This is a genomic window from Pseudomonas protegens CHA0 (assembly GCF_000397205.1).
Taxonomy (GTDB): domain Bacteria; phylum Pseudomonadota; class Gammaproteobacteria; order Pseudomonadales; family Pseudomonadaceae; genus Aquipseudomonas; species Aquipseudomonas protegens.
In genome coordinates, this window is the sequence record NC_021237.1 from 5,462,910 (window position 1) to 5,489,757 (window position 26,848).

General features: G+C 63.6%; 25 protein-coding genes. 15 read left to right on the plus strand and 10 right to left on the minus strand.

Translation table 11 applies throughout. The annotated features are described in order from the left end of the window. The first annotated feature begins 89 nt into the window (after positions 1-89). Genes PFLCHA0_RS24275 through PFLCHA0_RS24300 form a run of 6 tightly spaced genes read left to right on the plus strand, consistent with a single transcriptional unit; the run spans position 90 to position 7,333 of the window. Positions 90-785: an HAD-IB family phosphatase gene (locus tag PFLCHA0_RS24275; protein WP_011063137.1), complete on the plus strand. Its 696-nt coding sequence runs from the start codon at positions 90-92 to the stop codon at positions 783-785. After that, positions 778-2,172 carry an aspartate aminotransferase family protein gene (locus tag PFLCHA0_RS24280; RefSeq protein WP_011063138.1) on the plus strand — a complete coding sequence of 465 codons (1,395 nt, stop codon included), beginning with the start codon at positions 778-780 and terminating at the stop codon, positions 2,170-2,172. The genes PFLCHA0_RS24275 and PFLCHA0_RS24280 overlap by 8 nt, the downstream gene beginning before the upstream one ends. After that, the gene (locus tag PFLCHA0_RS24285; protein ID WP_015636830.1) at positions 2,169-3,035 is read left to right on the plus strand and encodes an alpha/beta hydrolase; all 867 of its coding nucleotides are present in this window, start codon (positions 2,169-2,171) and stop codon (positions 3,033-3,035) included. The genes PFLCHA0_RS24280 and PFLCHA0_RS24285 overlap by 4 nt, the downstream gene beginning before the upstream one ends. A gap of 14 nt (positions 3,036-3,049) precedes the next feature. After that, positions 3,050-4,177 (plus strand): GNAT family N-acetyltransferase, encoded by a 1,128-nt coding sequence (locus PFLCHA0_RS24290; protein ID WP_015636831.1) that lies wholly within the window; start codon positions 3,050-3,052, stop codon positions 4,175-4,177. Further along, entirely contained in the window at positions 4,174-5,946 is a 1,773-nt protein-coding gene (locus PFLCHA0_RS24295; protein ID WP_011063141.1) for a sensor histidine kinase, read from the plus strand. The genes PFLCHA0_RS24290 and PFLCHA0_RS24295 overlap by 4 nt, the downstream gene beginning before the upstream one ends. Next, on the plus strand, positions 5,936-7,333 hold the full coding sequence (locus PFLCHA0_RS24300; protein WP_015636832.1) for a sigma-54-dependent transcriptional regulator: 1,398 nt from the start codon (positions 5,936-5,938) through the stop codon (positions 7,331-7,333). Before PFLCHA0_RS24295 ends, PFLCHA0_RS24300 begins: the two co-directional genes overlap by 11 nt. Positions 7,334-7,404: 71 nt before the next feature. Here PFLCHA0_RS24300 and PFLCHA0_RS24305 read toward each other — a convergent pair whose 3' ends face one another. Beyond that, on the minus strand, positions 7,405-8,439 hold the full coding sequence (locus tag PFLCHA0_RS24305) for an alpha/beta fold hydrolase (protein ID WP_015636833.1): 1,035 nt from the start codon (positions 8,437-8,439) through the stop codon (positions 7,405-7,407). 289 nt (positions 8,440-8,728) lie between these two features. Between PFLCHA0_RS24305 and metR the strand changes: the two genes are divergently transcribed. Next, a complete protein-coding gene (gene metR / locus PFLCHA0_RS24310) occupies positions 8,729-9,646 on the plus strand; it encodes a transcriptional regulator MetR (RefSeq protein ID WP_011063144.1) in 918 nt (305 codons plus the stop codon). Between the two features lie 45 nt (positions 9,647-9,691). On the opposite strand, the gene PFLCHA0_RS24315 is transcribed toward metR, so the two are convergent. From PFLCHA0_RS24315 to PFLCHA0_RS24350, 8 genes are all read right to left on the minus strand, one after another. Further along, positions 9,692-10,201 carry a GNAT family N-acetyltransferase gene (locus PFLCHA0_RS24315; protein ID WP_015636835.1) on the minus strand — a complete coding sequence of 170 codons (510 nt, stop codon included), beginning with the start codon at positions 10,199-10,201 and terminating at the stop codon, positions 9,692-9,694. 2 nt (positions 10,202-10,203) lie between these two features. Further along, a complete protein-coding gene (locus PFLCHA0_RS24320; RefSeq protein ID WP_015636836.1) occupies positions 10,204-10,569 on the minus strand; it encodes a nuclear transport factor 2 family protein in 366 nt (121 codons plus the stop codon). 15 nt (positions 10,570-10,584) lie between these two features. Then, positions 10,585-11,223 (minus strand): LysE family translocator, encoded by a 639-nt coding sequence (locus PFLCHA0_RS24325; protein WP_011063147.1) that lies wholly within the window; start codon positions 11,221-11,223, stop codon positions 10,585-10,587. A 25-nt stretch (positions 11,224-11,248) separates the two neighbouring features. After that, positions 11,249-11,683, minus strand: a complete 435-nt coding sequence (locus tag PFLCHA0_RS24330) for an NUDIX hydrolase (protein ID WP_015636837.1) — start codon at positions 11,681-11,683, stop codon at positions 11,249-11,251. A 100-nt stretch (positions 11,684-11,783) separates the two neighbouring features. Next, positions 11,784-13,130 (minus strand): response regulator c-di-GMP phosphodiesterase, NosR family, encoded by a 1,347-nt coding sequence (locus tag PFLCHA0_RS24335; protein WP_015636838.1) that lies wholly within the window; start codon positions 13,128-13,130, stop codon positions 11,784-11,786. A gap of 196 nt (positions 13,131-13,326) precedes the next feature. Then, positions 13,327-13,596 carry a type B 50S ribosomal protein L31 gene (locus tag PFLCHA0_RS24340; protein ID WP_011063150.1) on the minus strand — a complete coding sequence of 90 codons (270 nt, stop codon included), beginning with the start codon at positions 13,594-13,596 and terminating at the stop codon, positions 13,327-13,329. A 100-nt stretch (positions 13,597-13,696) separates the two neighbouring features. Further along, positions 13,697-15,022 (minus strand): APC family permease, encoded by a 1,326-nt coding sequence (locus tag PFLCHA0_RS24345; protein ID WP_015636840.1) that lies wholly within the window; start codon positions 15,020-15,022, stop codon positions 13,697-13,699. Positions 15,023-15,118: 96 nt separating this feature from the next. Next, positions 15,119-15,940 (minus strand): carbon-nitrogen hydrolase family protein, encoded by an 822-nt coding sequence (locus PFLCHA0_RS24350; protein WP_015636841.1) that lies wholly within the window; start codon positions 15,938-15,940, stop codon positions 15,119-15,121. Positions 15,941-16,033: 93 nt separating this feature from the next. Here PFLCHA0_RS24350 and PFLCHA0_RS24355 point away from each other — a divergent pair, with 93 nt between their 5' ends. The 7 genes from PFLCHA0_RS24355 to PFLCHA0_RS24385 all read left to right on the plus strand — a co-directional run bounded on the left by PFLCHA0_RS24355 (position 16,034) and on the right by PFLCHA0_RS24385 (position 21,644). Then, positions 16,034-16,834 carry a helix-turn-helix transcriptional regulator gene (locus tag PFLCHA0_RS24355; protein WP_015636842.1) on the plus strand — a complete coding sequence of 267 codons (801 nt, stop codon included), beginning with the start codon at positions 16,034-16,036 and terminating at the stop codon, positions 16,832-16,834. Positions 16,835-16,942: 108 nt separating this feature from the next. Beyond that, complete coding sequence (locus PFLCHA0_RS24360; RefSeq protein WP_011063154.1) at positions 16,943-18,562, plus strand: FMN-binding glutamate synthase family protein; 1,620 nt, start codon at positions 16,943-16,945, stop codon at positions 18,560-18,562. A 63-nt stretch (positions 18,563-18,625) separates the two neighbouring features. After that, positions 18,626-18,910, plus strand: coding sequence for a putative quinol monooxygenase (locus PFLCHA0_RS24365; protein ID WP_011063155.1), 285 nt, complete (start codon positions 18,626-18,628; stop codon positions 18,908-18,910). 76 nt (positions 18,911-18,986) lie between these two features. Next, on the plus strand, positions 18,987-19,283 hold the full coding sequence (locus tag PFLCHA0_RS24370; RefSeq protein ID WP_011063156.1) for a cupin domain-containing protein: 297 nt from the start codon (positions 18,987-18,989) through the stop codon (positions 19,281-19,283). Positions 19,284-19,362: 79 nt separating this feature from the next. After that, positions 19,363-20,205: an alpha/beta fold hydrolase gene (locus PFLCHA0_RS24375; RefSeq protein WP_015636843.1), complete on the plus strand. Its 843-nt coding sequence runs from the start codon at positions 19,363-19,365 to the stop codon at positions 20,203-20,205. Between the two features lie 240 nt (positions 20,206-20,445). Beyond that, positions 20,446-21,036: a papain-like cysteine protease family protein gene (locus PFLCHA0_RS24380; RefSeq protein WP_015636844.1), complete on the plus strand. Its 591-nt coding sequence runs from the start codon at positions 20,446-20,448 to the stop codon at positions 21,034-21,036. A gap of 8 nt (positions 21,037-21,044) precedes the next feature. Further along, a complete protein-coding gene (locus PFLCHA0_RS24385; protein ID WP_015636845.1) occupies positions 21,045-21,644 on the plus strand; it encodes a hypothetical protein in 600 nt (199 codons plus the stop codon). Positions 21,645-21,745: 101 nt separating this feature from the next. Here PFLCHA0_RS24385 and PFLCHA0_RS24390 read toward each other — a convergent pair whose 3' ends face one another. Further along, on the minus strand, positions 21,746-23,167 hold the full coding sequence (locus PFLCHA0_RS24390) for an amino acid permease (RefSeq protein WP_015636846.1): 1,422 nt from the start codon (positions 23,165-23,167) through the stop codon (positions 21,746-21,748). A gap of 477 nt (positions 23,168-23,644) precedes the next feature. Between PFLCHA0_RS24390 and PFLCHA0_RS24395 the strand changes: the two genes are divergently transcribed. Beyond that, on the plus strand, positions 23,645-26,752 hold the full coding sequence (locus PFLCHA0_RS24395; protein ID WP_041752533.1) for a transglycosylase domain-containing protein: 3,108 nt from the start codon (positions 23,645-23,647) through the stop codon (positions 26,750-26,752). Positions 26,753-26,848 lie beyond the last annotated feature (96 nt).

A 26,848-nucleotide genomic window follows, 5' to 3' on the forward strand; every position in this document is an offset into this window, starting at 1 on the left:
GCCCCGCTGGGTTTTCGCCACTTGGCACAGTCCCTGCTCTACCCCTGCCACAAGCGCAAAGAGCGCTCTTATTCAACAGGTAACAGCAGATGATGCACTGGCATATCGTATGTGACTTCGACGGGACCATCTCCCGCGCCGACGTGATCGATAACGTTCTCCAACGCTTCGCCGACCCCAGTTGGGAAGGCATAGAGCAGGAATGGCTGGACGGTCACATCGGCTCCCGAGAATGCCTCAGCCGCCAACTGGCCCTGGTCAAGGCTTCGCCCGCCGAACTGCTGGGCTACTTCGACAGTGTCGAAATCGACCCCGACTTCCCCGACTTCGTCGATCACGTGATCGGCCTGGGCGCTTCCATCGAAGTGGTCAGCGACGGCATCGAGCAGGGCATCGCCCGCATCCTGGCACGCAACTACGTGACCCTGCTGCCGATCCTCGCCAACCGCCTGCGCCAGGTCGACCACAACAGCTGGCGCATCGACTTCCCCTACGCCAGCGACGCCTGCCGCGCCGCTTCCGGCAACTGCAAGTGCAAATCCACCCCGCGGGGCAAGCGCGTGCTGGTGATCGGCGACGGCCAGTCGGACATGTGCGTGGCTTCCACCGCCGACTTCGTGTTCGCCAAGGATCGCCTGGCCGACTACTGCGAACGCAACAAGATTCCCCATGCGCGGTTCGACTCCTTCGCCGAACTGCCAGCGCTGCTGGCCAAGCTGCCGAACAACGCCGCCAACGCGACCAACTTCTCTCTTGAAACCCAGGAACTCTTCCACCATGTCTGATATCCGCATCGCTACCGCAGAAGACCAGATCCTTCTGGAAAAAGAAGCCAAGTACTGCTCCTACGGCGATACCGTTCACTACATCGAACCACCGCGCATCTTCAGCCGCTGCGAAGGCTCCTACGTCTGGGACACCAGCGACCAGGCCTACCTCGACCTGCAGATGTGGTACTCGGCGGTGAACTTCGGCTACGCCAACCCACGCCTGAACAACGCCCTCAAGCAACAGATCGACACCCTGCCGCAGATCGCCAGCCAATACCTGCACAAAGGCAAGATCGAGCTGTCGGAAATGATCGCGGTCGACGCCAAGAAGAAGTTCGGCCTCGACGGCCGCGTGCACTTCAACGTCGGCGGTTCGCAGTCGGTGGAGGACTCGCTGAAAGTGGTGCGTAACGCCACCAACGGCAAGAGCCTGATGTTCGCCTTCGAAGGCGGCTACCACGGCCGTACCCTGGGCGCTTCGTCGATCACCTCCAGCTACCGCTACCGCCGCCGCTACGGCCACTTCGGCGAGCGTGCGCAGTTCATTCCATTCCCGTACCACTTCCGCGGCCCCAAAGGCATGACCAAGGAAGAGTACGGCAGCCACTGCGTGCAGCAGTTCGCCCGCCTGTTCGAAACCGAATACAACGGCGTCTGGGACCCGAAGGTCGGCCAGAGCGAATATGCCGCCTTCTATGTCGAGCCGATCCAGGGCACCGGCGGCTACGTGATCCCGCCGATGAACTTCTACAGCGAGCTCAAGCACGTGCTCGACCAGCACGGCATCCTGATGGTGGTCGACGAGATCCAGATGGGCTTCTACCGCACCGGCAAGCTGTGGTCGATCGAGCACTTCGACGTCAAGCCGGACGTGATCGTGTTCGGCAAGGCGCTGACCAACGGCCTCAACCCGCTGGGCGGCATCTGGGCCCGTGAAGAGCTGATCAACCCGGGCGTGTTCCCGCCAGGTTCGACCCACTCCACCTTCGCCTCCAACCCGCTGGGCACCGCCGTGGGCCTGGAAATGTTCAAGATGACCAGCGAGATCGACTACGGCGCGATGGTCATGGAGAAGGGCAAGTACTTCCTGGCCGGCCTGCAGGACCTGCAGAAGCGCTACCCGATCATCGGCGACGTCGACGGCCTGGGCCTGGCCCTGCGCTGCGAGATCTGCACCACCGACGGCTTCACCCCGGACAAGGCGACCCTGGACTACATGGTCGAGGAAGGCATGAAGGGCGACATCGAAATCAACGGCCAGCGCCTGGGCCTGATCCTCGATGTGGGCGGCTACTACAAGAACGTCATCACCCTGGCCCCGTCGCTGGAAATCAGCTACGCGGAAATCGACCTGGGCATCGCACTGCTGGATCGCCTGCTGGATCGGGCCATGAAGCGATGAGCAAGGCTGAGATCGATCTGGGCGAAGGCAGCGCCGGCTTCGTTCTCGGCACGGGTCCGGTCGGGGTCTTGTTGATCCACGGCCTGACCGGCACCCCGACGGAACTCCGTCGGGTGGCCCAGGGCCTGGCCAAGGACGGTACGTGCACGGTGTACGTACCGACCCTGCCCGGGCACTGCGGGGACAACAGCGATCTGCAGGCCACCGGCTGGCAGGACTGGTACGAGGGCGTGCGCAAGACCTTCGCCGATGTAGAGCAGCGCCACGAGCAGGTGTTCGTGGGTGGCCTGTCCATGGGTGCGGTGATGTCCATGTACCTGGCCTCCGAGCATCCGGGACGGATCAGCGGCCTGCTGATGTACTCCACCACCCTGAAGTACGACGGCTGGAGCATCAACAAGCTGGCCTTCCTCACCCCGTTGCTGATGAAGATCCCCTTTGGCGTGCACATCTGCCGCTTCGAGGAAAAGCCACCCTACGGCATCAAGAACGAACGCCTGCGGGCCATCGTCGAGAAGCAGATGAAAGCCGGTGAAAGCAGCAATGCCGGGCTCCTGACCATGGAGGGCGTGACGGTGCGCGAATTGCACCGGATGAACGCCGTGGTCAAGAAACGCATGCCGTCGATCCTGACCCCGGCCCTGGTGCTGCACTCCAGCGAAGACGACATCACCAGTACCTGGAACGCCGACTACGTGGAGCGCAAGCTCGGCGGCCCGGTGACCAAGATCCTCCTCGACAACTGCTATCACATGATCACCGTGGACCTGCAGTACCAGCGGGTGATCGAACTGAGCGCAGATTTCATCCAGCAGCGAGTGGTGACACCTGCGGTGCGCGAAGACTACCGACAGCTGGCGTGACTTAAGGAAGAGACGTGATAACCGCCCAAGCCTTTTCAACCATCCAGGCCATCGATCGCAGCGCCTGGAATGACTGTTTCCCAGGGGCCCTGGAGGATTGGGACTATTACCTGGCCGTGGAAAAAGCCGCGATCGCCGATTTTCGCTGGCGCTACCTGGCGCTCTACGAGGGTTCGACCCTGGTGGCAGTGGCGCCGGCCTTCACCACCCAGTACCGGCTTGATACCACGGTCTCCGGGCTGGCCAAGCGCTTCACCGAACGCCTGGCACGCCAGTGGCCCGGGGCCCTGGAGCTGCGCCTGTACGCCATAGGCTCGCCTGTGGCCGAACAGTGCAATGCCGGCACCGCCAGCCATGTGCCTGCGCAACGCCGCCAGGAGCTGCTGGAGCAGCTGCTGCAACTGGCGCGACGCGATGCCGACAGCTTCGGCATCGGCCTGATGGCGGTCAAGGATGCGCCGAGCAACGACCGGCAATGGGCTGCCAGTTGCCTGGCCGCGGGCCTGCAAGCCATGCCGAGCCTGCCCACGGCGCTGCTGCCGGTGCCCTTTGCCTCGATCGACGCCTACCTGGGCACCCTGGGCAAATCCACCCGCAAGGACCTGCGCCGCAAACTCCGGACACCGGCGCCACGCATAGAATGGCGCCGCCAGATCGACGACGTGCTGCCGGACATCATGCGCCTCTACGAGGCCACCCTGAATCGTAGCGACCTGCAGTTCGAACGCCTGCCGGCAGGCTACTTCACCGGCATCCTCGAGCAGTTGGGGGAACGCGCGGCCTGTGTCCTGTACTGGGTCGACGAGCAACTGGTGGCCTTCAACCTGGTGCTCATCGACCAGCATCGGCTGATCGACAAGTTCTTTGCCCACGACCTCAGTGTCACCCGTGAGCACAATCTGTATTTCCGCAGTTGGCTGGCCAACGTCGACTACTGTATTCAGCAACGCATTCCCCTGTACGAGTGCGGCCAGGCCGGTTATGCCAGCAAGTTGCGCCTGGGTTGCCAGTTCACCGGTAACATGTTGTTTTTCCGGCATCGCAATCCCTTGCTCAATGCCCTGCTCAAACTGATAAAACGCTTTGTCCGCCCGGATCGCTCCGACCCCGCCATGGCTGCTGCAATAAGCGAAAGTACATGACCAGAAAAGATCGTCGCCCTCCTCGCCCCTTCGCCATTTCCCGCTGGAGCCTGCAACGCAAGCTGGTGCTGGCGTTCTGGCTGGTCAGTGTGATTCCCACCATGATCGCCGCGGAACTGGCGGCCACTACCCTGTCGGAAATCTTCGACAGCAACGTGCGGATCTGGCTGCAGGAGTCCACCAAGATCGTCGAGGACGAGATCACCGAAATCCTCCATGACAACGCGCGGATCGCCCAGCTGTTCCTGCGCTATACGCGCCCGCCCACGGACCGCAATGCGGCCAAGCATGACAAGCTCACCGCCGACATCGCCGATTCCATGGGCATCGACGTGGTGGCGCTGATCCGCAAGAACGATCACAAGGTGGTGTTCACCACTGCCGCCGATGACGTGGTGGGGCAGATCAGTACCGCCTCCAATGCCGTGCTGCAGACCATCCAGGTCGGCGGCGTGGCCACCGGGGCGGTAGTCTCGACGTTCCAGACCCAGCTCGACGGGGTCGACTACCAGTTGCTGATCGCCACCTACCTGGACGCCAGCTTCCTCACCAGCGTGGCCGACGTGCATTCCCTGGACCTGCGCCTGTACCTGGCCAAGGCCGATGACTTCTCGGAAATCTTCGCCACCCAGCGCTTCGAGGACCACCCGCCCCAGGTGCCGCACAAGATCGAAGACATCCTGCGCGCCACCCGCCAGCCCACCGAGCAGTTCACCAGCCGCTACAGCGGCCTGTACCGGCCGATCTTCAACGACAGCGGCGACCTGGTGGGGGTGATCTTCAGCGGCCTGCTTCGCCATAGCAGCCTGGTGGGCCTGGTCAACCAGAGCAACCTGTTCATCCTGATCTTCCTGCTCAGCTCGGCAGCCTCGCTGTGCGTCGGCTGGCTGGTTTCCCAGCGCCTGACCCGACCGCTGCGGGGCCTGTCCAAGGGCGTGCAGGCGGTGATCGCCGGCGACTACCGCCAACGGGTGCCGGTGATCGGCGGCGACGAACTGGCGGAGCTGAGCAGCACCTTCAACCACATGACCGAGCGCCTGGGGGAACTGCAGCACCTGGAAGCCCAGTTGCGCCGCCGCGACCGCCTGCATGCCCTGGGCGAAGTGGCCATGGGCCTGGCCCACGAGATCCGCAACCCGCTGGGCATCATCAAGACCGCCACGCAGTTGCTGCACCGCCGGGCCAACCTGCCGGAAAACGACAAGCGCCACCTGGAATACGTGATCAGCGAGGTCAGCCGGATCAACGACCTGATCACCGAATTCCTCGATTTCGCCAAGCCCAGCGCGCCGATACGCGCCACCCAGCTGGCCCGCCCGCTGGTGGAGGAACTGCTGGGCTTCTGCACCCCGGAACTGGCCACCCACAACATCGACGCGCGGATCGACGACCAGGCCCCCGGCGCGACCCTCCACGCCGATGCCCGGCAACTCAAGCAGGCCTGCCTCAACCTGATTCTCAACGCCATCGACGCCATGCCCGACGGCGGCCGCCTGACCCTGGGCATTTCCCAGCGCGACGACGAAACCATCATCAGCGTCAGCGACACCGGCCAGGGCATCGAGCCGGACATGCTGGAACGCATCTTCACCCCATTCGTCACCACCAAGGCCTCGGGCACCGGCCTGGGATTGGCTAAAGTCTTCTCGATCATGGAAAGCCATGACGGCCATATCGAGTGCACCAGCGAAAAAGATGCTGGCGCCACCTTCAGCCTGTACATTCCGGCCAACGGTGAAGAAGACGACGAGGACAGTGATGACGCATAACCTGCTGGTGGTCGATGACGAGCCGAAACTCTGCGACCTGCTGTCCTCGGCCCTGAGCCAGAACGGCATCCAGGTATTCACCGCAGGCAACGGCCTGCACGCGCTCAAGGTGCTGGAGCAGGAAGACATCGACCTGGTGATCAGCGACTGGCGCATGCCCGGCATGGACGGGCCGCAGTTGCTGGGGGAAATCAAGCAGCGCTACCCGCAGTTGCCGGTGATCGTGATGACCGCCTACAGCACGGTGAAGAATGCCGTGCAGTCCATGCGCAACGGCGCCTACGACTACATCGCCAAACCCTTCGACATCGACGAACTGGACATCACCGTCAGCAAGGCCCTGCAGTTTCGCGACATCCTCAAAGACAACCAGCGCATGCGCGCCGAGCTCGCAGAGCATCAGCAGATCGACAGCCTGGTGGGCGACAGCCCGGCCTTCCGTCGGGTGCTGCAAGCCGTGGATTCGGTGCGCGAAAGCAACGCCACCATCCTCCTGACCGGGGAAAGCGGCACCGGCAAGGAAATGGTCGCCCGGGCCATCCACAAGCACGGCAACCGGGCCGACAAGCCCTTTGTCGCGGTCAATTGCGCGGCCATTCCCGAGGGCCTGCTGGAAAGCGAGATGTTCGGCCACCGCAAGGGCGCCTTCACCGGCGCCGTGGCGGACCGGGTCGGGCGTTTCCAGCAAGCCGACAAGGGCACCCTGTTCCTCGACGAAGTCGGCGACATGCCCCTGGCCCTGCAGGCCAAGATCCTGCGTGCCCTGCAGGAGCGGGTGATCGAGCCGGTGGGCGATCCACGGGAGCGCAAGGTGGATGTGCGGGTGATCGCCGCCACCAACAAGAACCTGCTGGAAGCGGTGGCCAACAAGGAATTTCGCGAAGACCTGTACTACCGCCTGAATGTATTCCCGATCCCCTTGCCGGCACTGCGCGAACGGGTCGAGGACATCGCCCTGCTGGCCCGGCACTTTGCCCACAGCCTGGGTGCCACCGCCGGCAAGCGCATCAGCGGCTTCAGCCCCGAAGCCCTGCAGGCCATGGCCAGCTACGCCTGGCCGGGGAATATCCGCGAACTGCAGAACTGCGTGGAGCGGGCCACCATCGTCGCCAGCGGCCAGGTCATCGAAGAAAAGGACCTGCCAGGGTATCTGTTCGGTCCCCAGGCGCAGGGCACAGAGAGCAGCGCGGCCATCAGTGTCGGCCCGCAAGTGCCCAGCGACCTGGAAGCGGCCCTGGCGGAAGTGGAAAAGGCCTACATTCTCGCCGCCCTGCAGCAGAGCAACGGTGTCCAGGCGGCAGCGGCGCAGTTGATCGGTATTTCCGAGCGCAGCTTCTGGTACCGGCTGAAGAAACTCGGCATCCAGGTGGACAAGATCGTTCGCTGAAACCGCGGCGCTTCATTCGCCGGCAAGCCGGCTCCTGCACCCAACCGCAAGAGCCGGCTTGCCGCGCTGCCCTAGAGGATGTTGCTGCTATCGAGCGGCTCGATCTGCGCCCAGTGGGAAGTGTCTTCCCGGTGGGTTTGCAGGTATGGCAGTACCGCCGCCAGCAGCGGCGCCTTGAAGGCTTCCTGGAACCGGTGGGCCAGCCCCGGAATCAACTTCAACTGACTGCCCTGGATCTGCGCCGCCAGGTGCACGCCGTGCATCACCGGCAGCAACGGGTCGGCGGTGCCATGCACCACCAGGGTCGGCACCCGCAGTTGCTTGAGCAATGCCACCCGGCTCGGCTCGGCAAGAATCGCCATGATCTGGCGCTTGACCCCTTCCGGGTTGAACGCCCGGTCATAGGCCACCGCCGCCTGTTGCAACAGGACCTGGCGGTCATCGCTGACCTTCGGGCTGCCCAGGGCCGCCAGCAGGTCGGCCTGCTGCTCCAGCGCCGCTTCCCGGCTCGGTGCGTTGCGCCGCGAGAGCAGTTGCACCAGCGCCGCGTTCGGCGCCGGCAAACCTTCGGCCCCGGAACTGGTCATGATCAGCGTCAGGCTCTCGACCCGCCGCGGCTCCATGGCTGCCAGATGCTGGGCGATCATCCCGCCCATGCTCGCCCCCAGCACGTGGAATTGCTCGATATGCAGGGCGTCCATCAGGCCCAGGGCGTCATCGGCCATGTCGGTCAGGGTGTAGGGCGCCGCCACCGGCAGGCCCAGCTTGTAGCGCAGCACTTCGAAGGTCAGGTTGGCGCTGGCCGGGGCCTGGCGCCAGGTGGACAGGCCGACATCGCGATTGTCGTAGCGGATCACCCGAAACCCTTGCTGACACAGGGCCACCACCACCTCATCCGGCCAGTGGATCAGTTGCCCGCCCAGGCCCATGACTAGCAGCAACGCCGGGTCGGAGGTGCGCCCAATGCTCTGGTAGGCCAGGCTCACCTGCGGCAGGTCGACCCGTTGGGTCGGGACATTGACATCGCAGCGCGCGGCCGCAAAACACAGCGGGCCGAGCAGCAGCCCGGCCAAGAGTAGAACAGTCGAAAGAAATCGTACCCGCATGAAAAACACCGAAACGCAGAACCCCAGTGGAGCACGAGTCTGATGAACCTGGATGATTCGCGCTGCCACAGTTGCGTGACAATTTGATGAAGATTGCCCCAGCGGTACTTTTTCCGCGGCAAGGGTCGGCGCTTGCCCCTGGCACCCGGTGCACAACACACAGGCGCCGTCGCCCGTATCGGCAAAAATGCCCGCGAATCGATGAACGCGGGATGGTCGACAGGCCCGTCAACATGAGACAAACTCAACCTTTTCGCTTTAACCACAAAATTTACTCATGGAGATCCTGGTGCTCGAAATCCGTCACCTGAAGACCCTGCACGCCTTGCGCGAAGCCGACAGCCTGGTGGAAGCCGCTGAACGCCTGCACCTGACCCAGTCCGCCTTGTCCCATCAGTTCAAGGAGCTGGAAGAGCGCCTGGGCATGCCGCTGTTCGTGCGCAAGACCAAGCCGGTGCGTTTCACCAGCGCCGGCCTGCGCCTGCTGCAACTGGCGGATGCGACCCTGCCCCTGCTGCGCGGCGCCGAACGCGACATTTCGCGACTGGCCGGCGGCACTGCCGGGCGCCTGCACATGGCCATCGAATGCCACAGCTGCTTCCAGTGGCTGATGCCGACCATCGATCAGTTCCGCGACGCCTGGCCGGAAGTGGAGCTGGACCTGGCCTCCGGCTTCTCGTTCGCTCCGTTGCCGGCCCTGGCCCGGGGCGACCTGGACCTGGTGGTGACCTCCGACCCCCTGGAGCTGGCGGGTATCACCTACGTGCCGCTGTTCACCTACGAAGCCATGCTCGCGGTCGCCAACCAGCACCCGCTGGCAAGCAAGCCATACGTAGTCCCGGAAGACCTGCTGAGCGAAACCCTGATCACCTACCCGGTGGAACGCGACCGCCTGGACATCTTCACCCGCTTCCTGGAACCGGCGGACATCGAACCGGCCCAGGTACGGACTTCGGAGCTGACGGTGATGATGATGCAACTGGTGGCCAGCGGCCGGGGCGTGTGCGGGATGCCCCACTGGGCCCTGCACGAGTACAGCTCACGGGGTTATGTGAAGGCCAAGCGGCTCGGGGAAAAGGGCCTGTTCGCCACCCTGTACGCGGCGATTCGCGCCGACATGCTGGATGCGCCCTACATGCGCGACTTTTTGCTCACGGCCAAGGACACCTCGTTCTCGACCCTGGACGGCGTCAGCGCCGTACGCTGACCCCAAGCAGGCTTGCCCAGGAGCCGGCTTGCCAGCGAACCAGGGTCAACCTTCGGCCGGCAATTGGCGCCACATGTGGATCTTGTCGAAATAGTCCTCGCCCACCCGCACTGCCTGGGGTTCCAGGCCGAACTGGACGAAGCCGCAGCGCTGGTACAGGGCCAGCGCCGCTTCATTGCTGGCCGTCACGGTCAACTGGATCAGGCGCAGCCCTTCGTATTCAGCCGCTTCGGCCAGCAGCCCCTGGACCAGGCGGTAGCCCAGCCCGCTGTTGCGCTGCGTGCCGGTGACATAGAGGCCGAACAGGGTCGCCTTGTGCCGGGCCTTCTCCCGCAGCTCGAAGGCCAGGCCGACGATCCCCAGCAACCGCCCTTCGGAAAACGCCCCCAGCAACAGGTCCAGCTCGCCGTCCAGGCGTGCGGCCCACCAGGCCAGAGGCAGTTTTTCCCGCTCTTTGACGCTGGAGGTGAAGGCCTGGGGATGGCGCTCATAGGCCTCGAGCATCAAGGCCCGGTATTGCTCCACATCGTCAGGTGTCAGGCGCTGGATCTGCATGCTCAGTCGAGGGTCTTGTGTCCGGTAATGAATGAAGCGCATTTTATCTTGCCGCCATGCACTTCATAAATGGCCACGGTTTCCAGGGTGCCGCTGCCGTCGGCGAAGGTGCGGCTGATCAGTTCGTGATCGACCACCACGTTGCCCATGACCGTACGCTGGATCAGCCGGGCATGCAGGTTGGGTTCCTGGAAACGCACCACGGCCCGAGCTCGTATTTCCTCATGCCCCCTGGCCAGCAAGGTGGCCGGATGTTCGTATTGCCGGGCATCTACGGCATAAGTCGCCAGCCAGGCCTCCAGATCCTTGCGGTTGTAGGCCTGCAGTTGTGCTTCGACTACCGCTTGCGGGCTTGGAAAATCACTCATGCTGGCGCTCCTCGATCAGTTGACGCGACGCTGTTCGAACATCAGGCGCACGGCCAGCCCCGCCAGCACAAAGCCCATGAAATAACGCTGCACCGAGAGCCAGGTGGGGTTGCTGGCAAACCAGGAGGCGATACCGGCGGCAAACAGGGCGATCAGCAGGTTCACCGAGAAACTCACGCTGATCTGGGTCAGGCCCAGGATGATGCTCTGGGAGAACACCGAACCGTGCTCGGGGTGGATGAACTGCGGAAAGATCGACAGGTAGAACACCGCGATCTTGGGGTTCAGGGCGCTGGTCAGAAAGCCCATGGTCACCAGCTTGCGCGGCGAATCCGCCGGCAGCTGCTGGGCTTCGAAGGGCGAGCGCGCGCCAGGCTTGAGGGCCTGCCAGGCCAGCCACAGCAGGTACAGGGCGCCGGCCCACTTGAGCACCTCATAGGCCATGGGCACCGCCATGAACACAGCAGTCAGGCCCAGCGCGGCGGCGAACAGGTGGACAAAGAACCCCGCCACCACCCCCAATAACGACGTCACCCCAGCCTTGCGCCCCTGGCAGATCGAACGGGAAATCAGGTAGATCATGTTCGGCCCCGGGGTCAGCACCATCAGCAGGGAAGCAGCGGCGAAGATCAGGTAGTCGTGGAGTGGAATCATGGCAATCCTTGGCAATGGGAGGGGGTCAGGCGTGGCCCGCTCGGGCCTTGCGATAAAACGGCAAGATCAGATCGCGTGTCAACGGCGCAAGGAACAAATCTCCATCACCAGCCGGGTCGATCCAGCGTACTTCCTCGATCTCTGCCGCCGGGGTCACCGGGCCATGGATATGGACCAGGAACACCTCGGCTTCCACCACATGCCCCGGCTCGTTGGCCGCCGGTGCCGAGAACTGTTGCAGGTAACGGGCCTGGGCCGGGTCGATGCGCAATCCCAGTTCTTCTTCCAGCTCACGGGCCAGGGCGTGCACCGGTTGTTCACCGGCTTCGATCTTGCCACCGGGCTGCATGAAGGCCTGGGTGCCGCGCTTGCGCACCAGGAGGGTCTGGCCGTCGGCACCGATCAGCAGGGCAGCGGCGATACGAATGATGGAGGGTGCAGCAACGGACGACAGCGACATGGGAATCCGGGAGCCTTGAGAATGAGGGCGCAAGGATCACATGCGCGGCGGCGGCTCGTCATCCGCCGCCGGCATTTTTCGATGTGACCGCCACCCGGCTTCAGGCCCTTGCCTGCTGTTCCTGGGGCAACTTGACGAACACGCTGTAGCGGGCGCCCTCCATGGTTTCAAAAGCGATCAGCTTGTCCACCAGCGGCAGGTTGAGCACCTTGCCGGCGTTGAGCAGCAGCATGCCGTTATCGGCATTCAGGTTGCGCGCCAGGATCATCCCCGCCGCCAGCTCCCGGGTACTCAGAACCTTCACCGAAGGGTCGCCCAGGGTCACGTCGCTGAGGTAGACCGCACACACCTGGATGAAACCTTCCACCAGGTCCGGGTCGTACAAGCGGCCGGCGTACTTGCGGATGAACACCAGGGCCTCGTCGCTGTTCATGTGCCGTTCCAGGATCAGCCCGCACTGCAACTCGATGAAGTCCACCGCCAGCTTGAGCAGCCGCGAGCCCAGGGGAATCGCGTCGCCCTTGAGGTGGTCGGGAAAACCGCTGCCGTCCCAGTGTTCCTGATGATGGCGGATCAGCCGCGCGGCGTCCTGCACCGGTTCCAGGGTCATCAGCAACGATTCGCTCTGCGCCGGATAGGCCCGATAACGCTCGCGCTGATGGTGATGCAGCAAATCCGCCGGGCTGGTCATCATGCTGTCGCTCCAGCTCAGCTTGCCGATGTTGTGCAACGCCGCGGCCATGGCCAGGTCACGCTGGGCGCCAGGGTCGATGCCCTGGACTTTGCAGTAGGCCCGCACCAGCTCGATGATCCGCCGGTTGGTCTGCTTGTCCGCGGGCAAGCGCTGGTTGACCAGCAGGGAAAACAGCTCGGCGCCAGTGGCGTAGCTGTGCTTGAGCTCCTCATAGGCCAGGTCGAGCATGTCGGCGGTCTGCTGCAGCTCCGAGGTGCGTGCCGCCACGCGTTTTTCCAGCAGCGTGTTGAGCGCCTTGAGCTCGGCATTCTGCTGCTGGGCCAGATCCTGCAGGCGCAGGCGCTCGCGCTCGGAGTGCTGATGCTCAAGGGCCTGGCGCAGGGCCAGCAGCAATTCCTGGTCATCCCAGGGCTTGCTCAGGTAACGGTAGATCTCCCCTTCGTTGATGGCCTTGGCAATCAATTTCAGGTCCGGGTCGCCGGTCAGCAGGATGCGGGTGGTGCTCGGGTACTGCTGATGGATACGCGCCAGCAGGGTCGGGCCATCCATCTGCGGCAGATGGGCGGCGCTGATCACCAGGTCCACCTCCCGGCTGGCCAGGAGCTGCAGGGCCTGGGTGGCATCGCGGGCGAAATGCAGCGTGTAGGGAAGCGGGCTGAGCAACTGCTGCAGGCGTTGCAGGATCACTTCCTGGCTATCGACCAGCAGAATCTCGGGTCGGCGTGTGACAGTGGCAACGTTTAGCTCACCCATGAGACACCTCGGGTCAACGTCGATGCACGTGTCCTTCATTGTTAGAGCTGGCAACGGTAATCCCTGTTGCCTGATTGAAGACTAGAAGAATTTCCAATCGAGATAGTGGCTTTTTAATACCATCGGTCCGCTGCGGCTGCGCCGCCAACCACCTTCAGCGAGTGTTGCGCAGTCGCAACACTCGCCGTGCACGCCGTCACTGGGCGGCTTTGGCGCCGGAACCGAAGGAAGCGAAACGCTTGTTGAAGCCGGCGATGCGGCCTTCGGACTGGGTCTTGCGCTGCTGGCCGGTGTACACCGGGTGCGAGGCGCTGGAAACGTCCAGCGCCACATAGGGGTAAGTCTTGCCGTCGCTGTAGGTGTGGCTGCGATCGGTATCGACGGTGGAGCCGATGAGGAAGTACACGTCGGCAGCGGTATCGTGGAAAAGCACGGTGCGGTAGTCAGGATGGATACCGGGTTTCATGAGGCCTCCTGGGCATCTGGGTGAGCTGGATGCGTTATATAATAACATATCCAAATCACCCAAACGAGAACCGATTGCAATAAGGAAACTGCCGACAGTTCTATGCCGCTTCCTGAAAATCCATTTCCGGAGGCTGGCGGGAGAAACCGCGAGTGAGGAAACCCAGGTACACCAGGCCAATAACCAGCCAGCTTGCCCCCAGGTAGATCGCCAGGTGATCGAGGCTGGACATCAGCCACAGATCGGCCGCCAGACCGATGAGGGGAAAGATCAGGAACAGGATCAGCTCCCGCAGGCCACGCTGCCGGGCCCCCACCCAGTAATGAAAGATCACCGACAGGTTGACCAGGCTGAAGGCCAGGAAGGCGCCGAAGTTGATGAAGGACGTCGAGGTGGTGACATCCAGCTTCAATGCCAGCAACGCCACCACGGCGCACAGCAGGATGCTGTTGACCGGGGTACCGAAGCGCTCGTGCAGGCTGCCGAAAAAGCGCTTGGGCAAGACCCCGTCGCGGCCCATGGCGAACAGCAGTCGCGAGCCGCTGGCCTGGGCCGAAAGCCCCGAGGCGAACTGACCGACAATCAGCCCGATCAGGAAGATCGAGACGAACAGGTCGCCGCCGATATTGCGCGCAATCTCGTAGGCCGCCGAATCCACATCGGCGAACTCGAAGGACGGATGGGCAACCTGGACGAAGTAGGACACCGCGACAAAGATCAGCCCGCCCACCAGGGTAATCAGCATGATCGCCCGGGGAATGGTCCGCCGTGGGTCGCGGGTTTCCTCGGTCAGGGTGCTGACCGCGTCAAAGCCCAGGAATGAATAACAGGCGATTGCCGCCCCGCTCATGATCAGCGGCAGGTGCATCTGCCCGTTGAAGAACGGTGCCAGGGTGAACAGCGGCCGCCCGGCCTCGCCACCAAGGTAGTGGATGCACAGGCCGACAAAGGCGATCAGCACCAGGAACTGCACCAGCATCAGCAGGCCGTTGATGCCGTTGGCCAGTTTCAGGCCAACGATATTGATCGCGCTGGTCACCCCGATGAAAGCCAGCACCCAGACCCACTGCGGTACACCGGGAAACGCCGAATGCAGGTAAGCGGCGCCGATCAGCCAGATGGCCATGGGCAGGAACAGGTAATCCAGCAGCACCGCCCAGCCGGCGATGAAACCCAGCTTGGGGCTGATGGCCTTGCGCACATAGCTGTAAGCCGAGCCGGCCACGGGAAACGCCGCGGCCATGCGCCCGTAGCTCATGGCGGTGAAGAACATCGCCACCAGCGCTGCCAGATAGGCTGCCGGCACCATGCCAGCGGTGGATTGGGCGAGGATGCCAAAGGTACCGAGGACAATGATCGGCGTCATGTAAGCGATACCGAACAGCACCACCGCGCCCAATGAAAGGGTGCGTTGCAAGCGAGCCATGAGCGAGTACTCCGCAATTATTAGATTTATGGCAGGACTGAAAAGAGTGCAGCAGGGGGTCTTTCTTATGGGATTGGCCGTCCGCGGACGGCCCTTTCAGCGGATCGGAATCAGCAGTTCACGCACGCCATCGCCGTGTTCGAGCACTTCGCCCGCAAGCTTCAGGCGCTGGTCTTCGAGGTAGCGGTAGTCCTGGCGCGCCACCTGCAGTTGCTTGAGATCCAGCTCGACCTTGAACTGACCTTCCTCGCGCCCGGCTTCGAACAGCAGGCTGCCCAGGGGGTCCACCAGGGCGCTGCCGCCGGCGAACAGCAGGCCGCCATCGCCTTCTTCCACTCGGTTGACCATTAGCGCGAACGCCTGGTTTTCCTGGGCCCGGGCCATGATCGCGGTACGGTGGGTGGGCCCGTAGGGGTCCATGTTGCCATTGGTCACGATCAGCAGTTCGGCGCCCAGTTGCGCCAGGGCCCGGGCGCTTTCGGGGAACTCGATGTCGTAGCAGATCAGCAGGCCGACCCGCACACCGTTCCACAGGCAGGTGGCGTAGCGGTCACCGGGGGTGAACACACCGCGGTCGGAAGCCCACAGGTGGGTCTTGCGATAACGCAGGGCAATGCCCTCGGGGGTAATCAGCAAAGTGGTGTTATAGAATCGGCCGTCGTCGTTTTCGGCCATGCCGATCACCACCGCGATATTGCGCGCCCGGGCGGCCTGGATCACGGCCTGCACGGTGGGGCCATCCAGCGGCTCGGCCACGGCGGCCACGGTCTCGGCGCTGGGGAAACCCATCAGGTGGGTTTCTGGAAATACGATCAACCGGGTATCGGCGGCGCAGGCGGCAATGGCCGCCAGGGCTCGTTCCAGGTTGTAAGCTGTGGCGTTATCACGGCCCGCCAACTGGGCCAGTTCAACCTTCATGGGTATTCCTTGTTCTTTGGCTGTGCCGCAGTATGCGCAGCAGCAACCGGCCCGCAAATCACGCAGCCGGGGTAACCCGATAGGGGTAGATGCATGACATTGTCGCTGGATGACATCGCCTGGCACCGCTCGGTGGGGCAGATGATCGAAGCCCTGGACCAGGCCAGTTTCTGGCCCCAGCTGGTGCGCCTGCTGGAGCAGTACGTGAGTTTCGACAGCTGGGTGGCGCTGCTGTTTTGCAGTGAGCGCAAACCCCTGGTGTTCGCCGAATGCCCGGGGGAGGACGGCAGCCCCGACCAGTTGTTCCAGGACTACCTCAACGGCCTGTACCTGCTCGACCCCTTCTACGTTGCCAGCCGCGAACAATCGCGCAGCGGCCTGCTGCGCCTGGCGGAAGTGGCCCCGGAACACTTCCAGCTGACCGAGTACTACCAACGCTACTTTCGTCTGAATGTGGTGGCCGATGAGATCCAGTTCAATTGCCAGCTGGCGGACAGCCGCACCCTGTGCCTGTCCCTGGGTTCGCGACAACGCTTCGCCCCACCCCAGATCGCCCTGCTGTCACTGATCGAGCCCTGGGTGGTGGCCTTGCTGCGCCAGCGCCTGCCCCACGAAAGCATTGAGCAAGACAACCCAGCGCAATTGCATCCAATGCCCGATTGGCGCAGCCAGCTGGACCACTCCATGCAACAACTGCGGGGCGCACAACTCACCGCCCGGGAGCTGGATGTGGGGCGCCTGATGCTCAGCGGTTGCTCCAACAAGGAGATCGCTCGTAAGCTGGAAATCTCCGCCGAAACCGTGAAAGTTCATAAAAAGCACATCTACAGCAAGCTGGGCATCAAATCCCAGTCCGAGCTGTTTTCGATTTTTCTCCAGGCGCAAAGCGCCTGATACCCCTTCAGGGCCGCCCCGGCAGCCCCACACAACAATAAGATCTTGTGCACCCATAAGAATGAGTACTGATAAACGACCTTAATGAGTCCGAACCAAGGAAACCGTATGAGCCTGTCCCTTCTGAGCCGCTACGCCTTCTTTGCCGCCTGTGTGATTTTCACCCTCGCCAGCCTGCCCTTTCTCGAACACGACTGGCTCTGGCCATTCGCCCTGGTCACCGGCCTGCTGAGCCTGCTGGGGATCTTCGACCTGCTGCAAAGCCCGCACGCGGTGCGGCGCAATTACCCGATCCTGGGCAATATCCGCTACCTGGTGGAAGGCATCCGCCCGGAGATCCGCCAGTACCTGCTGGAATCCGACAGCGACGCCCTGCCCTTTTCCCGCGCCCAACGCTCCCTGGTGTACTCCCGGGCCAAGAACGAAAGCGCCGACAAACCCTTCGGCACCCTGATCGATGTCTACCAGTCGGGCTTCGAATTCATCGGCCACTCCATGCGCCCGGCGCCCCTGAGTGATCCCAACAGCTTTCGCGTGACCGTCGGCGGCCCGCAATGCACCCAGCCCTACTCGGCCTCGGTGTTCAACATCTCGGCCATGAGCTTCGGCTCCCTCAGCGCCAACGCCATCCGCGCCCTGAACCAGGGTGCCAAGCTCGGCAACTTCGCCCACGACACCGGTGAAGGCAGCATCAGCCCCTACCACCGCGAACACGGCGGCGACCTGACCTGGGAACTGGGCAGCGGCTACTTCGGCTGCCGCACCAGCGACGGCCGTTTCGACCCGGAGCGCTTCGCCGTGCAGGCGCAGAACCCCCAGGTTCGGATGATCGAGATCAAGATGAGCCAGGGCGCCAAGCCTGGCCACGGCGGCATCCTGCCCAAGCACAAGGTGACCCAGGAAATCGCCGACACCCGGGGCATCCGCATGGGCGAGGACTGCATTTCACCGTCGAGCCACAGCGCCTTTTCCACCCCGATCGAGATGATGCATTTCATCCAGCAACTGCGTGAGCTGTCCGGCGGCAAGCCGGTGGGCTTCAAGTTCTGCCTGGGCCACCCCTGGGAGTTCATGGGCATCGCCAAGGCCATGCTGGAAACCGGCATCCTGCCGGACTTCATCGTGGTGGACGGCAAGGAAGGCGGCACCGGCGCGGCCCCCGTGGAGTTCACCGACCACATCGGCGCACCGATGCGCGAGGGCCTGCTGTTCGTCCACAACACCCTGGTGGGCCTGAACCTGCGGGACAAGATCAAGCTCGGCGCCAGTGGCAAGATCGTCAGCGCCTTCGACATCGCCAGCGTGCTGGCCATCGGTGCCGACTGGGCCAACTCGGCCCGGGGCTTCATGTTCGCCATCGGCTGCATCCAGTCCCAGAGCTGCCATACCAACAAGTGCCCCACCGGTGTCGCCACCCAGGACAACCTGCGCCAGCGCGCCCTGGTGGTGCCGGACAAGGCCCAGCGGGTATTCAGCTTCCACCGCAACACCCTCAAGGCCCTGGCGGAAATGCTCGCTGCCGCCGGCCTGCAACACCCTTCGCAACTGGAAGCCAAGCACCTGGTGCGACGCATGTCGGCCACCGAGATCAAGCTGTTCTCCCAGTTGCACGTGTTCCTCAAGCCCGGCGAGCTGCTCACCGGCGAGGTCAACGGCGAGTTCTACTCGCGCATGTGGCAACTGGCCCGGGCCGACAGCTTCGAACCCAACACCGAAGCCGCCGCTTAAGCCCCATTGCCCAGTGCTCCCCGGTTGCAGGGGAGCGCGGGGCATCACCCAAGGAAGATTGCAATGCTCAAGGTCATCGCTGAAGATTTCATCCAGGCCGAACACCTGGACACCGTGCGCCCGTGGTACGCCGAACTGGTGGAAAAAACCCGCCAGGAACCGCTGTGCATCGCCTACGATCTGTTCGTCGATCAGAAAGACCCCGGGCACTTCATCTTCGTCGAACAGTGGCCGGACCAGGCGGCCCTCGACACCCACTGCCAGACCGAGCACTTCACCCGCCTGGTGCCGCAGATCAATGCTTTTCAGCGCCGCGAATGCCGTGTGCTCTTGATGAACGAGTTCTAGAAAACCCGACCCAGACCTTGCTTGACCGGACCACCGAAAGCAGACCCCAACCCCACTGACCTTTCGGAGACCCGCCATGCCCTTGCTGTCATTCGAACAACTGTCCCGCCAACTGCCAGCGCCCTGGCAATCCACGCTGGTGGGCCAGGTCGGCCCGGCCCGCATCAAGGTGCTGCGCATGGACGGCCAGCCCTACCCGGAAGAAACCCACGACTTCAACGAAGGCCTGCTGGTGACCCAGGGCTGCCTGCACCTGGGCATTGGCCAGGCCGTGGTGGAAGTGGCGACGGGCCAGATGTACCTGGTGGAGGCCGGCCAGGCCCATAGCGTGCTGCCCGGCAGCCACGGCACCCTGGTGATCATCGACGTCTAGCCTGTCTCGCATCGACTCAATCGCGGTAACCACCTGCCCAAGGTCGGTCCGACCAGAGGGCCCATGCACGGAGAAGCCCATGCCTCGTCGTCTGTTTGCAGTGATCGCTTTACTGATGTCCTTCAACAGCGCCTTTGCCGGCGAACGCTGGCAGAGCCTGCCGCCCACACCGGCCCCGGTGGCCGGGGCGCAAGCCGGTTATGCCGAAGTCAACGGCATCCGCCTGTATTACAGCAAGCTCGGCCACGGCTCACCGGTGGTGCTGCTGCATGGCGGCCTGGGTAATGCCGACTATTGGGGGCTCCAGGCCAAGGCCCTGGCCGCCCGGCACACGGTGATCAGCGTCGACAGCCGCGGCCACGGGCGCAGCACCCGGGACGCCCGGCCCTACGGCTACGACCTGATGGCCGACGACGTGATCGCCCTGCTGGACCAGCTGAAGATCCCCCGCGCCGATTTCGTCGGCTGGAGCGACGGCGCGATCCTCGGCCTGGACCTGGCCATGCGTTACCCGCAGCGGGTCGGCAAGGTCTTCGCCTACGCCGCCAACACCCAGACCTCAGGGGTCAAGGAAGGCGTGGAGAACAACCCGACCTTCGCCGCCTACATCGAGCGCGCCGGCCAGGAGTACACCCGCCTGTCACCCACGCCCAAGGAGTACCCGGCCTTTGTCGAGCAGATCGGCCACATGTGGGCCAGCCAGCCGAACTGGAGCGACGCCGACCTGGCGAAGATCAAGACGCCGGTACTGATCGTCGATGGCGACCACGATGAAGCCATCAAGCGCGAGCACACCGAATACATGGCCCAGGCGATTCCCGGCGCCGGGCTGCTGATCCTGCCCAACGTCAGCCACTTCGCCTTCCTCCAGGACCCGGGCCTGTTCAATGCAGCCCTGGAACATTTCCTCGACGAAAAATAGCCCTGGCCATCGCCATGGATGCCCCTCTTTCCAGGGACGTCCACGGCAGGCGATATGCATAAACGCATATTTTAATTGCATTGACGCATCAATCCTCTAAGGTTGTTTGCAGACCCGGTCAACGCAGGCCATCGAGGCTGGCCCAGCGCAGCGTCATGTCCCGGGTCCGGCTACGCGCAGTAGCCCGACACGCAACGACGACACCAGCCGGAGGCTGGATTTCATTCATGGAGGATGAACATGTTAAGTAGCAACCTGACCCCAGGCGACGCTCCCCAGGCCCTGCCCCAGTGCCTGGCCGGCAGCCTGCTCGACCCGCAACTGAGCGAAGTCGATCCACACACCGAAGCTGCGCCCCAGGCCGCTGCCCGGCTCAACTTCAGCGTGCAGCAGCAAACCCAGAGCAACTGGTGCTGGGCAGCATTGTCCGCATCGGTGGGCAACTACTACGGCACCGGTTCCTGGACCCAGTGCGGAGTGGCCAACGCCGAACTGGGCCGCAACTTCTGCTGCAGCCAGCCCGGGCCGTGCAACGTCTACGGCTACCTGGATTCGGCCCTGCGCACCACCCGCTGCTACGGCGGCATGCGTGAGGACCGGATGCAGATGCCGGCCATCGACAACCAGCTCGGCATGGGCCGCCCCGTGGGCCTGCGCTGTGCGTGGTACGGCGGCGGTGCACATTTCCTGACGATCTACGGCAGCGATGGCGGCTACATCCTGGTGGCGGATTCGATCTACGGTTACTCGACCCGCGCCCTGAACAGTTTCCCCGGTTCCTACAACGGCGGCGGCAACTGGACCCACACCTACTTCACCCGAAAAAACTAGGAGGCGACATGCAACTGACTTACCCCAAGGCGCCTGTCGATGGCGTCCAGCACCTGCGCTCGGCCCTTCAGGCGGCCCTGCAGACCCAGGGTTTCGGTATCAACCGCGGGTTTGCCAAGGCCCGTGCCCGTAACCTGAATCTGTCCCAGGCCTTTCGCGGCTACGCCCTGAGCCTGGAGGACCTGGCCCAGGGCAAGGGGCTGGCCGAGGCCAAGGCCGGTGACTGGCATTACCTGGTGTTCGATGCCGGAGTGTCGATTGCCGATGCGCAGTTGACCGAGGTGGCCGGCAAGGTCGGCTTCTCTGCGCTGAACCATGGCAGCCTGGCGGCGTCCGCCGTCAACGCCCTGGACCTGGCGGAACAGGCGCCGCAACTGCAGGGAAAAAGCTATGAACTGCGCCTGCTGTTCATCTCGGCGCTGCAGGTCACGGCGATCTGGCTGCATGGGCCCGGCGAAGAGGTGCTGATTCCCATCGAGCCGACACCCAAGACCCTGGCCGCCCATCAGCTCCACAGCGAAACGGCGTTGCTCGCCCTGCTGGCGCCGGCGGCGCTGCAGGCCAAGGCCATCTTCGACGCCGATACCCGCGGCACCCTGGGCGGTTGATCCGGGCAAAAAAAATCCGGCGGCCTTTGCAGGTCGCCGGATTTCTGGTCTCAGCGTTTCAGTCCGGGATGCTCAAGCCAGCCGCATCACCCAAGCGCAGGTCAGGACGCCGACCGCGCCGAACCTTGCTGGACATTGGTCGGTTGCAGCTTGAACAGATAGAACAGCACCGTCAGCAGCACCAGGAACGCCGGGCCGACATACAGCGCCACACGGGTATCCGGGAAGTAGGCCATCAGCCCCACCACCAGTACCAGGAAGGCCAGGGCCAGGTAGGAACTGATCGGGTACAGCCACATGCGGTACTTCAGGCCGGCACGTTCTGCCGGGCTCAGGCCCTTGCGGAACTTGAGCTGGGCCAGAAGGATCATCACCCAGGTCCAGATCGCACCGAAGGTGGCAATCGAAGTCACCCAGACGAACACTTTTTCCGGCACCAGATAGTTCAGCAGCACGCCCAGCAGCAGGGCGAAGATCGACAGCAGCAAGGCGCGACGCGGCACGCCGTTGTTCGAGGTCTTGGCGAAGCCGGCCGGGGCCTGGCCGTTCTGCGCCAGGCTGTAGAGCATGCGCCCGGTGCTGAAGATGCCGCCGTTGCAGGACGACAGCGCGGCAGTGATCACCACGAAGTTGATGATGCCGGCGGCGGTCTTGATACCCAGGCGCTCGAAGGTCATCACGAAGGGGCTGCCCTGGGTGCCAATCTCGTTCCACGGGTAGATCGACAGGATCACGAACAGCGCGCCCACGTAGAACAGCAGGATGCGCCAGAACACCGAGCCGATGGCGTTGGGAATGGTCTTTTGCGGGTTGCGCGCTTCACCGGCGGTGAGGCCGATCATCTCTACGCCCAGGTAGGCGAACATCACCATCTGCAGGGACATCAGCACGCCGGTCACGCCATTGGGCATGAAGCCGCCGTGGGTCCACAGGTTGGAGATGCCCAGGGCCACGCCGTCATTGCCGAAACCGAAGGCGATGATACCGATGCCGCCGACCACCATGGCGATGATGGTGACGATCTTGATCAGGGCGAACCAGAACTCGAACTCACCGAAGGCCTTGACCGCGATCAGGTTGATCGAGCCCATGCTCACCAGGGCCGCCAGGGCCCAGATCCAGCGCGGCACATCGGGGAACCAGATCCCCATGTACACCGCCACTGCGGTGATTTCCGCAACACAGGTCACCAGCCACAGGAACCAGTAGTTCCAGCCGGTGAGAAAGCCCGCCAGCGGGCCCAGGTAGTCTTGTGCGTAACGGCTGAAGGAACCGGCGACCGGGTTATGCACCGCCATCTCGCCGAGGGCGCGCATGATCACCAGGATCGCCAGGCCGCCAATGATGTAGGACAGCATGATGGCCGGGCCGGCCATTTCGATGGCCTTGGCCGAGCCGAGGAACAGGCCGACACCGATACAGGCGCCGAGGGCCATCAAGCGAATATGCCGTTCGCCGAGTTCGCGTTTCAGCGGGCCGCCCTGAGCGGTCTCGCCGTGGGGCAGTTGGTTGCCAACTGGCATAGAGATACAACCTCATTTTGTTATTGGATATGAACCACCGAGCCTTCGAAGCACCAGCGGATAGCCGAAGCTTGCTCGACCGCACCGGCCTTGTGGGACGGAGCGTCTGGTAGGACAAGACCTGCCAGATCAGCGGGGTGCGCAGTATAAAAAGCTCCCGACAGGGCTTTTCACTCTATAAGTTGCAATATTCAGAGAGAAATCTCGGCAAATACCGCTTTCACGGAGAAGCATTACCTGCTTTTTGCCCTGAAACCTCACTCGGAAAGGGCCGGGAGTATTGCACAGGCCTGGTGCATCGTCATGCCCCTACCTAGGGCGTATTTACCTGGGAAAAGGCTCTACCCAGTGGCGAGGGAGCTTGCTCCCTTGCCACAGAAGCGGGGCCGGGTCGTTTTCACATTTTCTTCACCGACGCCCACCACCGACTAAGCTTCAGGCAAGTCCGATCAATCTGCGTGAATGGATCAATCGACTATGGGCGCTCTGTGGCAGACCGATTCGCATAAGAACGCAGTGCCAAGCCACAGCGAGGACGAAACGCCTTTACCGAAACGCCGCAAACCCCGCCGTTATGCCTGGCGCCTGTTCTGGCTGTTGCTGCTGATCGCCCTGATTGCCCTGGGCTTTGCCGCTGCCCGGGAGATGCGCACCTCGAAACTCCAGGCCCGGGAATTCAGCCGGCTGGCCGCTGACCTGAGCTACTCCCTGGAGCCCGGCCCCAGTGATGCCGTGCTCTACCCCGGTGCCGGGCCGTTCGACCGGCGCCTGGGCTACAGCGCCCTGGGGGAGTTCCTGCCACGCTTGCTCAAGCGCGGTTACCTGATCGACGCCCAGACGCGTTTCTCCCCGGCACTGATGGACTACAGCAAAAGCGGATTTTTCGTGCCTTACACCGAAAAGATCCAGGCTGGCCTGTCCATTACCGACTGCCGCGCCGCGCCCCTGTACCAGTTCAATTACCCGCAACAGCTGTATGAGAGCTTTGCCAGCATTCCGCCGCTGGTGGTGCACAGCCTGCTGTTCATCGAGAACCGCGATCTGCTGGCCCCCAAGCCGGCCGAGGCCAACCCGGCGGTGGACTGGCCGCGCTTTGCCAAGGCCGCCTGGTCGCAGATCGCCCGGCTCTTGCACCTGCCGGGGCAGAGCGCCGGGGGTAGCACCCTGGCCACCCAGTTGGAAAAATACCGCCATTCGCCGGATGGCCTGACGGTATCCGGGGGCGAGAAGATCCGGCAGATGGTTTCCGCCAGCGTGCGGGCCTATCAGGACGGCCCACAGACCCTGGAGGCCCGCAAACGCATCGTGCGCGACTACCTCAACAGCGTGCCGCTGTCCGCGGTGCCCGGCCACGGCGAAGTGCACGGCATGGCCGAGGGGCTGCGGGTCTGGTATGGCGCTGACTTCGACAAGGTCAACCAGGTGCTCGGCAGCACCGCCATGGACTCGAAAAGCCTTGCCGCACGAGGGCTGGCCCTGCGCCAGGTGCTGTCACTGATGATTGCCCAGCGCCGTCCCTCCCATTACCTGGCCAAGGGTCGCGCAGAACTGGCGGATCTGACGGACAGCCATATCCGCCTACTGGCGCAGAACAACGTCATCGACCCGGCGCTGAGCAGCGCCGCCCTGGCCAGCCAGGTGACCTACCGGGACTGGCAGCAGCAGCCGACCATTCAGCCGATCGAGACCAACAAGGGCATCAGCGTCGCCCGCAGCCGCCTCGCCGCCCTGCTCAACCGGCCGCTGTATGACCTGGACCGCCTCGACCTCTCGGCCACCAGCACCTTGCAGAGCGACCTGCAGCGCCAGGCCACCGAATACCTCAAGCACCTTGCGGACCCGGCCTTCGCCGCGCAGATTGGTGTGCTAGGCGAACGCCTGCTGACCCCCACCAGCACCACCCAGGTGCGCTACAGCTTCACCCTGCTCGAACTGACCCCCGACGGCTCGCGGGTGCGGGTGCAGACCGACAGCACCGACCAGCCTTTCGACATCAACGAAGGCAGCAAGCTGGAACTGGGCTCCACCGCCAAGCTGCGGGTGCTGACCACCTACCTGCAGATCATTTCCGAGCTGCACGACAAGTACGCCACGCAAACACCCGCGCAGTTGAAAAAGATCCCGGTGAACGAGCAGGACCGCCTGAGCCGCTGGGCCCTCGACTACCTGATGCAGAACAGCGACCGCAGCCTGCCGAAGATGCTCGACGCCGCCCTGGACCGCACCTACTCCGCCAGCCCCGGTGAGGCCTTCTTCACCGGTGGCGGGGTGCATCACTTCCACAACTTTCGCAACGAAGACAACGGCCGCAGCCCGACCCTGCGCGATGCCCTGCGCGAATCCATCAACCTGCCGTTCATCCGCCTGATGCGTGACCTGGTGCGCTACAGCACTTATGGCGGCGACAGCAGCAGCGCCGAATTGCTCAAGGACGACCAGAACCCGCGGCGCCAGGAGTACCTGGCACGCTTTGCCGACCGTGAGGGCACCTCGTTCCTGCTGCGTTTCTGGAAGAAGTACCGCAACAAGGACACCCAGTCGCGCCTGGAAACCTTCCTCGACAGCATGCACCCCACGGCAATCCGCCTCGCCGCCGTGCACCGCTACCTGCTGCCGGACGCCAGCCAGGAGAGCTTCAACCGCTTCGTCCGGGCCCACATGAAGAGCGCCAAGGTCAGCGAGAAGCTCACCGACGAGCGCCTGGACAAGCTCTACGCCAGCTACGGCCCCGGCGCCTATGACCTACCGGACCAAGGCTACATCGCCAAGGTCCACCCCCTGGACCTCTGGCTGCTGGGCTACCTGATGAACAACCCGGAGGCGAACTTCACCCAGATCGTCAAGGCCAGCGAGTTCGAGCGCCAGGAGGTCTACAGCTGGCTGTTCAAGAGCCGCCATCGCAGTGCCCGCGACAGCCGTATCCGCACCATGCTGGAGATCGAGGCCTTCCTCGATATCCACCAGCGCTGGCAGAGCGTCGGCTATCCGTTCGACCACCTGGTACCGTCCCTGGCCACTGCTATCGGCAGCTCCGGCGACCGCCCCGCGGCGTTGGCGGAACTGGTGGGCACCATCCTCAACGACGGCGTGCGCCTGCCAACCTTGCGCATCGACAGCCTGCACTTCGCCGCCGGCACGCCCTATGAAACCCGCCTGCTCAACGACCCGGACAAGGGCAAGCGGGTGATCCCCTCGGAGGTGGCCACGGCGCTGCGCGGAGCCTTGTCGCAGGTGGTGGATGCCGGCACCGCGAAACGGGTGTCCGGCAGCTTCAAGCTGGCTGATGGCACGCCATTGGCCATGGGCGGCAAGACCGGTACCGGCGACAACCGCATCGAAGCCATTGGCGCCGGCGGGCGGGTGTTGAGCTCCAAATCCATCAACCGCACCGCAACCTTCGTGTTCTACATCGGCGACCACCATTTCGGCACCCTTACCGCCTACGTGCCGGGGGCCTCGGCCCAGGCCTTCAGATTCACCTCGGCCTTGCCGGTGCAGGTGCTCAAGGGCATGGCGCCGATCCTCATGCCCTACCTGCAACCGGGCAGTGGCACCCAATGCCTGGGCAGCGTGGCGCAACGCTGAATCACGACAGGCAGCCCCCTCTCTCTCCGACAAACGGCAGCATTGCCGCAGGCAGAAGTGCTTGCGTCACTCTTAAGATATATCTTAAGTTATGTC

Excerpts from the sequence above, each read along its gene's own strand:
- PFLCHA0_RS24345 (WP_015636840.1), bottom strand. The coding sequence starts at position 15,022 with ATGGCTCGCTTGCAACGCACCCTTTCATTGGGCGCGGTGGTGCTGTTC.
- PFLCHA0_RS24355 (WP_015636842.1), top strand. The coding sequence starts at position 16,034 with ATGACATTGTCGCTGGATGACATCGCCTGGCACCGCTCGGTGGGGCAG.
- PFLCHA0_RS24285 (WP_015636830.1), top strand. The coding sequence starts at position 2,169 with ATGAGCAAGGCTGAGATCGATCTGGGCGAAGGCAGCGCCGGCTTCGTT.
- PFLCHA0_RS24360 (WP_011063154.1), top strand. The coding sequence starts at position 16,943 with ATGAGCCTGTCCCTTCTGAGCCGCTACGCCTTCTTTGCCGCCTGTGTG.
- PFLCHA0_RS24370 (WP_011063156.1), top strand. The coding sequence starts at position 18,987 with ATGCCCTTGCTGTCATTCGAACAACTGTCCCGCCAACTGCCAGCGCCC.
- PFLCHA0_RS24340 (WP_011063150.1), bottom strand. The coding sequence starts at position 13,596 with ATGAAACCCGGTATCCATCCTGACTACCGCACCGTGCTTTTCCACGAT.
- PFLCHA0_RS24365 (WP_011063155.1), top strand. The coding sequence starts at position 18,626 with ATGCTCAAGGTCATCGCTGAAGATTTCATCCAGGCCGAACACCTGGAC.
- PFLCHA0_RS24295 (WP_011063141.1), top strand. The coding sequence starts at position 4,174 with ATGACCAGAAAAGATCGTCGCCCTCCTCGCCCCTTCGCCATTTCCCGC.
- PFLCHA0_RS24390 (WP_015636846.1), bottom strand. The coding sequence starts at position 23,167 with ATGCCAGTTGGCAACCAACTGCCCCACGGCGAGACCGCTCAGGGCGGC.
- PFLCHA0_RS24375 (WP_015636843.1), top strand. The coding sequence starts at position 19,363 with ATGCCTCGTCGTCTGTTTGCAGTGATCGCTTTACTGATGTCCTTCAAC.
- PFLCHA0_RS24315 (WP_015636835.1), bottom strand. The coding sequence starts at position 10,201 with ATGCAGATCCAGCGCCTGACACCTGACGATGTGGAGCAATACCGGGCC.
- PFLCHA0_RS24380 (WP_015636844.1), top strand. The coding sequence starts at position 20,446 with ATGTTAAGTAGCAACCTGACCCCAGGCGACGCTCCCCAGGCCCTGCCC.
- PFLCHA0_RS24320 (WP_015636836.1), bottom strand. The coding sequence starts at position 10,569 with ATGAGTGATTTTCCAAGCCCGCAAGCGGTAGTCGAAGCACAACTGCAG.
- PFLCHA0_RS24325 (WP_011063147.1), bottom strand. The coding sequence starts at position 11,223 with ATGATTCCACTCCACGACTACCTGATCTTCGCCGCTGCTTCCCTGCTG.
- PFLCHA0_RS24395 (WP_041752533.1), top strand. The coding sequence starts at position 23,645 with ATGGGCGCTCTGTGGCAGACCGATTCGCATAAGAACGCAGTGCCAAGC.
- PFLCHA0_RS24350 (WP_015636841.1), bottom strand. The coding sequence starts at position 15,940 with ATGAAGGTTGAACTGGCCCAGTTGGCGGGCCGTGATAACGCCACAGCT.
- PFLCHA0_RS24280 (WP_011063138.1), top strand. The coding sequence starts at position 778 with ATGTCTGATATCCGCATCGCTACCGCAGAAGACCAGATCCTTCTGGAA.
- PFLCHA0_RS24330 (WP_015636837.1), bottom strand. The coding sequence starts at position 11,683 with ATGTCGCTGTCGTCCGTTGCTGCACCCTCCATCATTCGTATCGCCGCT.
- PFLCHA0_RS24305 (WP_015636833.1), bottom strand. The coding sequence starts at position 8,439 with ATGCGGGTACGATTTCTTTCGACTGTTCTACTCTTGGCCGGGCTGCTG.
- PFLCHA0_RS24275 (WP_011063137.1), top strand. The coding sequence starts at position 90 with ATGATGCACTGGCATATCGTATGTGACTTCGACGGGACCATCTCCCGC.
- PFLCHA0_RS24300 (WP_015636832.1), top strand. The coding sequence starts at position 5,936 with ATGACGCATAACCTGCTGGTGGTCGATGACGAGCCGAAACTCTGCGAC.
- PFLCHA0_RS24335 (WP_015636838.1), bottom strand. The coding sequence starts at position 13,130 with ATGGGTGAGCTAAACGTTGCCACTGTCACACGCCGACCCGAGATTCTG.
- PFLCHA0_RS24385 (WP_015636845.1), top strand. The coding sequence starts at position 21,045 with ATGCAACTGACTTACCCCAAGGCGCCTGTCGATGGCGTCCAGCACCTG.